Raw genomic sequence first — 10,798 nt, 5'->3', positions numbered from 1 at the left:
TTTGAGATGTCAGTTCCCCCTTTGAGATGTCAGTTCCCCCTTTGAGATGTCAGTTCCCCCTTTGAGATGTCAGTTCCCCCTTTGAGATGTCAGTTCCGCGTCTGAGATGTCCGTTCTATAGTGAATTAATCAAAGTCATTGGCTTGCACGTCATAAAAGGGTGTGTATGGGCTTTGTGTCGGTGAGAAATATTTTAAAATAGACTAAAATGCCTCTTATGAACGCTTGAACGCTCTCAAAGGTCAATGGCTGTTGTAACATGAGGGATAAAGGGTATGATGGTGCTCGCTATTACTTTTATGAAGTGAAAAGGGGCATACTTGATGGTTCACTTTACGGGAGCTATTATGTCTTATTGACAGACACTGTTTTGAAATGAGCGTGGATGCGCTGGGAAATATTAAAAAGTGCGTGAATGAAAGACACAAGTGTATACTGTTTTAGGATGTCCTATTGTACCTGAAGAGGATATCTTCATTAAAGAATGCGATAAATAAAAGCATAAAATGTGTATTTCATCAATTGATTGTCGTAGATGTTTTAAGCTCGTAAAGCTGAAGCGTGATGATAGATGTTAGCTCTACTCCTTTTCATATTCTGCCAAAATGAAATTGTATGTGCATTGCGAAAATGACACAAAAAGAGGTGGGTAATAGACTCGCTTTTATTTGGCATATAAAAGCTGAAACGGTTTGCTCTTCATCGTTTTGGTTTCTGTCTTAAAATATGCGGTTATATGAGGGATGGAAGTTGGTTGATAGCGGGAATGGATTTTATGCTAAGTTTTCATCGTTAAAGTTTTGGGGAGCTATCGGGGGATTATAGAAGTTGGTTTAAAGGGGTGGAAAATATCTTTGTGCTTAATAAAACAGATGAGAAATTTTGCTAAAAAAAAGGGGGAAACTTCTCTTGTTTATTTATTGTGTAAAATGCTCTTTTAAGAAAAAATATCAAAATAAGTATCAGGAACAGAGAGGCAATAGACAATTCCTTCTTGTGTCAATTTGAGGGAAGCTGAACCATTCACGGAAATGGGAACGATTTTTTCGAGAACGGCACTACCAAAACAGGCTTTTTTATTGTTTGTGGGAGGGATGCCAGATTCAAAATTTTCATGCCAAGTGATGATAAGTTGCGTTTTACCATTCGGTTTTGTTTCAATTTCACAGCGTACACAAATGCTTCCCTTTTCTTGGGAAAGGGCTCCAAAAGAAAGAGAATTAACAATCAGTTCATGAAAAGCCAAACCAATATGCAAAGCGGCATTGGGAAAAAGATAAGGATCTACGCCTTCAAGTGAAAAACGTTCTGTTTCTTTCATAAAATAGCCTAAAGCCTGCGTTTGGACCAATTCGCGAAATTGAGCGCCACGCCAATCGGAATCAGTGATCAGATCTTGAGAATGAGAAAGAGAATGAAGACGACCTTGAAATTTGCGTAAGAAAACTTGAAGAGATTCAGTATAGCGGGCGGTTTGGCTGGCAATACTTTGAATGATCGCTAGAAGGTTTTTAGAACGGTGACTGACTTCGCGAAGAAGGATTTTAAGCACTTGTTCACGGCGGCGTAAGCCGGAAATATTAACACCGGTGGTGATAATACCGATAATGTCTCCGTTATCATTGCGGTGGCAATCAATAGAAAATTTATACCAAATCTCTTGTTTTTTTGTATCTTCAAAACGTGCTTCAACAGTTTGCATTTTGCCACTCGCTAAAACTTGCAGTTTTATGGTTTCCATATTGTCTGCAAGGTCAAGCGAAAAAAAGTCGCTGTCACGACACCCAACCCGCCATTTATTGTGCAAATGGTGCGGCAAGTTTTCAGCCCATAAATAAACCAGATTTGTTGCCTGATAGAGAACACAAATATCAGCACCACGAATCGCTTGCATGAGCGCACTCATATGAGATCTATCCATGGGAGGCTTTGAAAGAGGCGTAACGATCATAATTTTAAGATGTTACTCTGTTCTAAGCCGCTTTAGAAGCATTCTCTTGAAAAAATAAAGCTTGAGAAATAAGCGCTTTCACCATATCCGGGTTAAAAGGTTTGGTCACTAAAAAAGTTGGTTCTGGACGCTCGCCGGTCAGCAGCCTTTCAGGAAAAGCCGTGATGAAAATCACTGGGATACGGTCATTTTTCAAAATCTCGTTGACCGCGTCAATACCTGAACTGTTATCGGCTAATTGAATATCAGCCAAAATCAACCGTGGTTTTTTCTTATGATACATGATGACAGCTTCATCACGCGTGCGCGCTATTCCCACAACATGATGACCTAGGCTTTCTACCATTTGCTCAATATCAAGCGCAATAAGAGGTTCATCTTCGATGATCATTACTTCAGTGGCAATTTGTTGAGAAATATCAATGGATGCTTGGTTGAGAAGCTTACGGAATTCTTTCGTATCCAGATTCATGATTTCGCTGGCTTCTCGTTCATGAAATCCTTCAACGGCAATGAGCAAAAATGCTTGGCGTGCACGGGGCGTGAGATAGGATAATTTGGCACTTGTTTTTTGTTCAAGACCAAATTGGGGCAGGGGTTCAGGGATGTTCGGTGTGGTTTGGTCAAAAAGATGGCAAAAAAGCCAATAGGTACCAATTCGGTCAGTGGATGCTTTGGGAAAAATGGAGATGTCGGCAATGAGTGCTTCCAACATCGCTGACACATAAGCATCGCCAGAGGATTGGCTACCGGTGACAGAGCGGGCAAAACGCCGAAGATAGGGAAGATGCGGGGCAATGCGCGTTGATAATGACATAATTTATAACTCCTTTGACCTTTCAAGCATTTTGTTGGTTGAAATTCTCAGCCGATAAAAAAGTTCCTTGATTTGTATGGAACTTTTTACCGACAGCTATATTTACAACCATAAGGCGAAAAAATTCTTCGCGGTGCTACTGATATTATATGGATTAGGGGGATGAAAAATGAACGACCGTGATGAAAAAAATCTCACCACACAATTTAAAGTTGGAGATGATCTTCTCGGGGTCAATAGCGAAATAGCACGGAAGTTACGTCAATTTTACATGGAAATTCAAGAAGAAGCACTGCCACGGTGTTTACTCGATCTTTTAGAGAAGTTGGAGCGCGCAGAGCAATTTGGCTTAAACAATGTGGAAAAGGTTTGAATCCTTTATGTCAAAGTGCGCGAAAAACTTTAAACAAGAACTCCTTTTGGTGTTGCCGGCTTTACGAGCTTTTGCTGTTTCTTTAAGTGGCAAGCACGATAAAGCTGAAGATTTGGTCCAAGATACTGTTATGAAGGCATGGGCTAAGCAAGATAGTTTTGAGATGGGAACCAATCTTAAAGCTTGGCTTTTTACTATTTTGCGCAATGAATTTTATAGTCAAATGCGTAAAAAGGGAAGAGAAGTTCAAGATACCGATGGCGTGTTTACTCAAAATGTCGCTGTTCATCCTGCTCAATATGGATCGCTTGATTTGCAAGATTTCAAAAAAGCCTTAAATTTGCTTTCTGCCGATCAAAGAGAAGCCATTATTCTCATTGGCGCATCGGGGTTTTCTTATGAAGATGCTGCAGCTATTTGTGGTTGTGCTGTTGGAACCATTAAAAGCCGTGTGAGCAGGGCGCGTAATCGATTACAAGAACTTCTTAAGGTGGATGGTGAGTCTGATTATGGTCCTGATTCTTATTCAGCTGGAAGTACATTGTGTTCATTTAACGGCTAAAAAAGCATAATAATTATGATCGATAGCCTTGTTTTTTTTATTCCCGTTATAGCTATTACAGTAAAGTCAGTATCTGAGGAAATTCAGAAGTTTGGCGTGTATCCTTAGGAACACAAGAAAAGCCTGTATAAAACTTTCTCACGGGCTTTAGGTTTTATGTTCCATAAGGTTGCCTTCCTTTGTGCTGAAAAATGACGACTTTCAAGTTCGCCAATGGACATTCTATGACAACAAAAACAAATTTGATGCCTCAAATGCCTTCTTCTGATGCAACGATATCACGCTGGCGGTGGGCTGCGATTGTTGTTTCTCTTGTTATGGCTCTTTTGGCATCGGTTTTTATTATGTTGCTTTCAAATGCCGTTGATCGAGAAGTCGCACAGTTGAATACAAGTTCAGAATTGCGCGAACAGGCTGATTTGGTCCTTATTAGCTTGATTGATATGGCTGTTGCTGATCGCAGCTATGCAAAAACGCGCAAGGTGGAAGATAAAATACGTTTTGAAAATGCAGAGCGCGAGTTAGGAGATATTCTCGATTATATCGCACTTATTGTTTATGCGCATCCACAATGGGATGAATGGTTTACGGCTTTTAAAAAAGAGGTTGAAGCACGAAAAGCATTTATGAATGCCCATATGCATGCTCTTGATGCGATTCCTGAACAACCTTCTCATGCTGCCTCTTTGGAAGTATCAAAGATTCCTGTGGCACGTTTAGCTCAATTGATGACAAGCTTTATTAATGGGGATGATGTGGTGCGACAAAAACAGCGTGAGGGTATCGCATTAATGCGGGCTGCTTTGACATTGGCGGCTATTGTTTCCGTTGTGAGTACTTTTATTTCTGCCTATTTTGTTATTAATCGTTTTCACCGTGATGTGCGTTCTTTAAAACTGTATCAATTGCTGCTTCATAGCGAAAATATCGCTCTGGAAGCTCGCGTGAAAGAACGGACACAAGAATTAGAAAGAGCACGTAATCACGCTGAAAAAGAACGCCAACGGGTTGAAATATTGTTGCAGGATGCAAGCCATCGCATTGGCAATTCTCTTGGGACGGTGTCTTCTTTGCTGGGGCTCCAGTTAAACCGGAGCAAAAATGAAGAGGTACGTTCTGTTCTAGGGGCGGCACGTGATCGTATTCAGACAATTTCTACAGCCCATCGTCGTTTGCGCTTAAGTGATGATATGGAAACGACTTTATTGGCAGAGTTTCTCAGTTCTGTTGTGCATGATGTCGAATTGGCTGTCCCTTTTGAATTGCGTGAAAACATCACCATTCACACCAACTTTAAAGATTGTCGCCTGTCTTCAAGAGATGCGACAACACTTGGAATTATCCTTGGTGAATTGCTGACCAATTCCTTAAAACATGCCTTTCCTGATCAACGGTCGGGTCATATTTATATCTCTTTTGGTCCTCAGAAAGATGGACAATTGATGCTCATTGTAGAAGATGATGGCGTGGGAATGAAAAGCCAAACTTTAGAACAAAAAACAGGGCTTGGTCGTGTGGTCGTGGAACAGCTCTGTATGCAATTTGGTGAGAAACCTCTGTTTGAAACTTCTGCTTTAGGAGGCACAAAGATTGTCATTCCTTTGCCAAAACTTAATACAGGTGGTGCAAAGGAGACAGCCTAGGTTATTTGAAGTTGCTTCCTTTGTGTGTGAAAGTTGAAAGTAAAAAAATGTTCTTATAAATTACTACAACTCTCCGCGAGGGAGGTGTTGGCTCCATTTCGTCCTAAATTTTCGACCAAAACAGGTTTTCCTGTTTTTCCATTATAAGCTTTTACGTAAATATTTTTCCCTCGCACATTGACGAGATAGTAGTCTCCTCTAAAGAGTGCTCCTGCTGTATAGACAGGGATGTTTCCAAAGACTTTATCATCCTGTGCACGGCAATAGACATGTTGATGTTCGTGTCCTACAAAAATTGCTTTGACATTGTGACTTGTAATGATGGATTTAAATACAGCAAGACGTCGAGCATTTTTCGGATGGAGAAAATGCGAATCTTTATCTCCAAAATAGGGACGAGCATCGTGAAAGTTGAGGATTGTAACTTTCCCTCTTGCATCAGCAGCAGCTAAATCTTTTTTTAGCCACCTAAGAGCGCTCGTTATCTTTACTTTAGTGTAATCGCCAGATAAATTAGCCGTATAAGTTGGATAATTGTGAAGTTGCACATAGTGAATATCTCCATAATCCCATGAGTAGCTTAAACTTCCTGTTATTATGTCATAGGCCCTTTCATAACGAATAAGCACACGAGAAGTTACATGTTGATTGAACTCAGGTAAAGAGCGGCTATATTTCTTTAGTTCTTGCAACATTCTTTGCACAGCACTTATTGCACATGCATTCTTTGAAAGACTTGTTAGCGGTATCATACAATCACCAATATTATTGTAATAGTCATGATTCCCTAGTCCTTCATAGACAGGATAAGCGATACTTTTATAGATATCGGCATAATCTTGATAGGTTTGAGGACGACCAAATTCAGTTAAGTCGCCATTGATAATATAAAATGAAGCTGCATGTGATTCTATCGCACGGGCGACTTTCTTATTTTCCTCTATCCATGGCTGTCGGTTGCTGTTCGCGTTAGGATCGCCAGTATCCAAACGCCATGGCTGCGGATCAGCTGCTATGACAACCGTATAGTTTTTGATAGGTTCCTTTCTTTTTATATACCAAATTGTTCTTGCGTTATCACCGCCCTCCTCCACGCGTTCAAAATAATAACCTTTTCTGCTTGCGGTAGCAGAATATTCATTGGCACCAATATAAGGATTATACCATCGGAATTTTAAAATAGTGCCATCATCTTGTACTTTATATGTAGCCCATCCTCCTGATCCAAAAAGCCAAGCATTGGATGTTGTTGCTGCTTTTCCCACACAACCAGATTTAATTCTATTCGAAGGCCCTTTATTTCCCCAATATGGACCCGTTTTCCATTCTCCACGCTCTATGCCTTTATCAATTAATACCATAGAACTAGGCCGGATTGGTTAGTTCATTAACGATGTATACATCTGTAGAACGATCATCATACGCAATTCGTTTTGGTTTAGGTAATGTATTGATAAAATCTCGCCTTGGGTAGTTCTTTACACAAATATTCTGCGCGTGAAGGCTATAAGGCTTCATACAAACAAAGGTGGTAAAAAAAATTATAGTAACTATTATTTTGTATTTCATAATGTTATCATCAAAAACTGAAACAACTGCAGAAAATACCTGAGAGCTGTCATATCAATTAGGAACTTTAAATTTAATTTTTCATGAATCGCATTGCGGTCACACATCTCTCAGATGATACGATTTGGCTCTCAAAAAAGCTCATACTGAAAACAATAAGACCAACTTGCAAATCGTACTCGATTTCTGCGTTTTTCTTTTTACAATTGCTATCTTTATTCTTTTCCATCAAATGATGTGTGAAAAATTCTAGAAACAAGGCTTTATGTTTTTTTTGTGGTATAAATTAAAGGTAAAGTGCCTCATTAATAACGAGGTTTGTATAAAGCTTTAAGAGAAGGCTATAAGCTTTTAATATGGAGAGTTTTCCTCTGTGCTTCGATAAGATAGTTATTTCTTTTGAAAAATGCTTTTGCCCTCTATATAAATATTGTCAAAGAATTTGTCATTTGGCTCTGAGCCCAATGGATAATTGATATTCATTGTAGAAGATGATGGCGTGGATATGAAAAGCCAAACTTTAGAATAAAAAACAGAGCTTGGTCGTGTGGTCGTGGAACAGCTCTGTATGCAATTTGGTGAAAAACCTCTGTTTGAAACTTCTGCTTTGAGGGGCACCAAGATTGTCATTCCTTTGCCAAAACTCAGTATGAATAGTTCAAAAAAACTCTGACTGATTTTTAAAAGGGGTAAACTCTTTGCTCTTTGCTGGTTCGTTTTAATAAAAATGAGCATAAAATATGACTTAGATAACGCGAACACAGCACCATTCATATCAGATTGTCAATTGTCTTCAAGCAAAGCAACTTTTCTTCTTTATCCTTTAGTCTCTTTGTTTTTCGCTTTGTTGACTCCGATTATCGGTTTTCAAATTCTCCTTTTTTTGTATGTTTTATCGCTTTGAAGTGCTTAAGTTAAAATTTAAATTTTTGAATAAGAGCCCCTTTAAGCCAATAATACTTATATTCGTAAGCTCTATTTCTTTGTGAAGAGAATGTTTTTTCAAGTTTTGTTATTTTTTGTAAGGCATGTAAAACTTTAAATATGGGGTGTTTTTGTAAAAGTGTGTAACGAATATTCTTAGGTAAAATTTTCTCAGAAAGTTCATGAAACACCGTCCTTTAGGGCTATGAACAGCATAAGCATTCAACAAGTGGAATCTATTCAGCAAGAAGTCGGGTTGTTTATAGAATGATATGGGTTTTAAAATCTTCATTCTTTAGAAAAATTCTCCTTTGATTAAGATTTTATTGCATGGAAAACAAAGAGATTTTTATCGTTTTGATAAAATAAACAAGAAGAGTTAGCCTTTTTGTGTTTCATATTTTGCACTTTTCTATTGTGCGTAAACCAGAAAAGGGGAGGGCGTTTTATTTTTAATCATTGTTATGCGACTTTGAGTGGTGGCATATTTCGGTGTATTCTTTAATAGATATTTAAAGTGCGGAAATCTCTTTGAGAAAAGTAAGCGCTAAAGCATATTGTTTAGATGTTTTAAGGCGTAAAATACAGATGCTTTCATGCTTTAAGTCTCTTCGGAGGGTGTTATAGGGCTGTTTATCAAGGCATCAATATTGTTTTTTTCTTGGAGGAATGTTTGTAGGTCTTGATTGGTTAAGGCTTTGCTATCCGGTATACGGATGCGCATAGGATCAACTTTGACGCCATTGACAATGATTTCAAAATGACAATGGGGTCCGGTTGCCATGCCTGTTGATCCAACATAGCCAATAATTTGTCCTTGTCGTACTTTCACGCCTGGTTTGATGTCTGGTGCATAACGGCTTTGGTGTGAATAACTGCTGACATATCCATTGGCATGTTGAATTTCCGTGTGATTTCCATAGCCGCCTGTTACGCCTACTCTTGTGACAATACCATCTCCTACAGCAATAATGGGTGATCCTTTAGGAGCAACCCAGTCAACACCCGTATGCATGCGAATATAGCCTAAAATAGGATGTTTGCGTGGACCAAAGGGGGAGCCAAAAATCCCATTTGGTGTGGGTTTTCGCAGCAAGAAAGGCTTTGAACTCTTCCCTTCAGAATCATAATAATCAACGCTTCCATCTTTTAATTGATAACGGTAATATTTATAAGTTGTATTCCCAAAAGTTGCACTAATATAACGAATTTCTGGATCAGTGTTTTTGGATGCTTCCTTTGCTTTCAAGTTCTTTTTGCCGTTTTTGTTTTCTTTATCGCTTTGTGGTACGGCATAAAATATTTCGATTTGATCATTGGGGGTTATCGGACTTTTCATGTCAATATTGGTGGCTAGCAGACGAATGAGACGATGAGAGAGAGATTGTGATATATTATGGCTTAGCAAAGCACTATAGAGTGCATCATAAGCTGTTGGTAATTGCGCGCTATTGATATAAGAATGCGGAATACCATTTTGAAAAGCTGTTTTAAGTGATTTAGACATTTTAGGCTCTGTGCTTTCAATGAATTGGCCTTTATCATTTAGGGCAATGGTGAGAACATGATGCATCCCTTGATAGATACTTGCGCGTACGAGATGGTCTTCTTCACCAGCTTGTGTCACGATACCAATGCGTAAAAGACTTCCCTCTTTAAGGGTATCGGAAAGGCTGATTTTTTCTAGCGTTTTTACAACCTGTTCAATTTGCTTTTTTGTATAACTGGTTTTTTTGAAAGCATCGGCTATCGTTTGTTTTTTACGAATAGGAATAATATCTTCAACATAGTTTTTCGTCAGATCGATACGGTGACTTTGAGGAGAAATGGTTACATTTTCTTGAACAATGCGAACTTCAGGGGATTCTGTTCCTTGGGAATCAGAGGATGCATCTTCTAATTTTAAAGGATCAATCAATGTGAGAACTGAAAGAAGTTCGGAGCTCTTTTCTAAAGTAAATCCAGCTTTTTGTACTTCTTGTTGTGCTTCTTCATCTGTCAATGTGTCGCTGTCATCAAAATCAAATTGATCTATTTTAAAATCATAGCTGCGTAAGGTGAGTTTTGTTTCGATTTTTGCACCGTAAATCTGCCCAGAATCTTCTTGTGGTGCGATATTTTGATTTTTCGAATCACTGGCAAGAATGCTTAAAGAATCAAATTTTGGATAGCTATATTTCTGGGGGCGATTTTCGGCTAAAGCCATACGAATCCATTCAAAATGTTGTGTTTGAATAACTTGTTCATCGCCTTTTTTTTGCAGAATCGATAGTTCAAATTGACGTTTTCTGTCAAAGCTTTGCCGTGCATGGGTGGGAGAAATACGATCACCTTTATACCCATTGGCCTCAGGATCTTGTGATTCTGATAGGTTTTCTTGCGTAAACCATTGTGGAGGGGTTACCAATCGCTGTTGTTCATCAAGAGCCGTAAAAAGTGCAATACCCATAAGAATGCAGGAAGTGATTCCTGTCAGAACGGTTCCCGTAAGCCAACGGGCCGAAACTTGTCGGCGCGCAGGACGCAAGCGTTTGACGACAAGAGCAGGGTCCTGTCCAGGATCGTTTTTTTGTTGTTCGTTATCCCACATAGATTTATAAGAGTACTTTTCAATATTAAATAAAGAAAGCTAGCTAGCTTAGCATGCTTCTACAGGAATTTGATTCTTTTTACAAATTACAGATCATGCGAATTCTCTTTATACAGAAATGTCTTTATAAATCGTACCTGTGCAGAAAAATTTCCTTGTTAAAGTAACATAAAACAAGTGTTATTGTGATTAAGCCACTCTTGAGAACTTCCATTTTATGCATTGCAATGGGGTGCTATATTTTATTTAAAGGCGCCATGCTCTCTTTGAACTCTTTTTGTTTTCATGGTTTATTTTTATAGGCTTTTTATTTTGACAGTAACGTCTTGAAATAGGAATTTTTGTTACAATATTTGATTAGTGTTTTTT

7 protein-coding genes and 1 pseudogene are annotated in these 10,798 nt (G+C 38.7%); 4 read left to right on the top strand and 4 right to left on the bottom strand.

Features of this window, described 5'->3' with window-relative positions:
• Positions 1-937: 937 nt before the first annotated feature.
• Entirely contained in the window at positions 938-1,951 is a 1,014-nt protein-coding gene (locus ACFIKU_RS06880) for a sensor histidine kinase (protein WP_375657065.1), read from the bottom strand.
• 22 nt (positions 1,952-1,973) lie between these two features.
• The gene (locus tag ACFIKU_RS06875; protein WP_375641792.1) at positions 1,974-2,768 is read right to left on the bottom strand and encodes a response regulator; all 795 of its coding nucleotides are present in this window, start codon (positions 2,766-2,768) and stop codon (positions 1,974-1,976) included.
• Between the two features lie 169 nt (positions 2,769-2,937).
• Here ACFIKU_RS06875 and ACFIKU_RS06870 point away from each other — a divergent pair, with 169 nt between their 5' ends.
• From ACFIKU_RS06870 to ACFIKU_RS06860, 3 genes are all read left to right on the top strand, one after another.
• A complete protein-coding gene (locus tag ACFIKU_RS06870) occupies positions 2,938-3,141 on the top strand; it encodes a NepR family anti-sigma factor (RefSeq protein ID WP_273724156.1) in 204 nt (67 codons plus the stop codon).
• A 7-nt stretch (positions 3,142-3,148) separates the two neighbouring features.
• Positions 3,149-3,703, top strand: coding sequence for an RNA polymerase sigma factor (locus ACFIKU_RS06865; RefSeq protein ID WP_375622532.1), 555 nt, complete (start codon positions 3,149-3,151; stop codon positions 3,701-3,703).
• A gap of 224 nt (positions 3,704-3,927) precedes the next feature.
• Complete coding sequence (locus ACFIKU_RS06860; RefSeq protein WP_375657064.1) at positions 3,928-5,346, top strand: sensor histidine kinase; 1,419 nt, start codon at positions 3,928-3,930, stop codon at positions 5,344-5,346.
• Positions 5,347-5,399: 53 nt separating this feature from the next.
• Here the strand turns inward: ACFIKU_RS06860 and ACFIKU_RS06855 are convergent, their stop codons facing one another.
• Entirely contained in the window at positions 5,400-6,707 is a 1,308-nt protein-coding gene (locus tag ACFIKU_RS06855) for a metallophosphoesterase (protein ID WP_375657063.1), read from the bottom strand.
• A 650-nt stretch (positions 6,708-7,357) separates the two neighbouring features.
• On the opposite strand from ACFIKU_RS06855, the pseudogene ACFIKU_RS06850 reads away from it, so the two are divergent.
• Positions 7,358-7,588: pseudogene (locus ACFIKU_RS06850) on the top strand (sensor histidine kinase); the annotation flags it as partial.
• Positions 7,589-8,440: 852 nt separating this feature from the next.
• Here ACFIKU_RS06850 and ACFIKU_RS06845 read toward each other — a convergent pair.
• The gene (locus ACFIKU_RS06845; RefSeq protein WP_375641795.1) at positions 8,441-10,429 is read right to left on the bottom strand and encodes a M23 family metallopeptidase; all 1,989 of its coding nucleotides are present in this window, start codon (positions 10,427-10,429) and stop codon (positions 8,441-8,443) included.
• Positions 10,430-10,798 lie beyond the last annotated feature (369 nt).

The sequence above is a fragment of the Bartonella sp. CM120XJJH genome, assembly GCF_042194715.1.
Lineage (GTDB): Bacteria > Pseudomonadota > Alphaproteobacteria > Rhizobiales > Rhizobiaceae > Bartonella.
The sequence above is the reverse complement of the archived record's forward strand: the minus strand, read 5'-3'. Positions and strand labels throughout refer to the sequence as shown.

Coding starts and splice junctions, on each gene's coding strand:
- ACFIKU_RS06860 (WP_375657064.1), top strand. CDS start 3,928: ATGACAACAAAAACAAATTTGATGCCTCAAATGCCTTCTTCTGATGCA.
- ACFIKU_RS06870 (WP_273724156.1), top strand. CDS start 2,938: ATGAACGACCGTGATGAAAAAAATCTCACCACACAATTTAAAGTTGGA.
- ACFIKU_RS06880 (WP_375657065.1), bottom strand. CDS start 1,951: ATGATCGTTACGCCTCTTTCAAAGCCTCCCATGGATAGATCTCATATG.
- ACFIKU_RS06845 (WP_375641795.1), bottom strand. CDS start 10,429: ATGTGGGATAACGAACAACAAAAAAACGATCCTGGACAGGACCCTGCT.
- ACFIKU_RS06865 (WP_375622532.1), top strand. CDS start 3,149: ATGTCAAAGTGCGCGAAAAACTTTAAACAAGAACTCCTTTTGGTGTTG.
- ACFIKU_RS06855 (WP_375657063.1), bottom strand. CDS start 6,707: ATGGTATTAATTGATAAAGGCATAGAGCGTGGAGAATGGAAAACGGGT.
- ACFIKU_RS06875 (WP_375641792.1), bottom strand. CDS start 2,768: ATGTCATTATCAACGCGCATTGCCCCGCATCTTCCCTATCTTCGGCGT.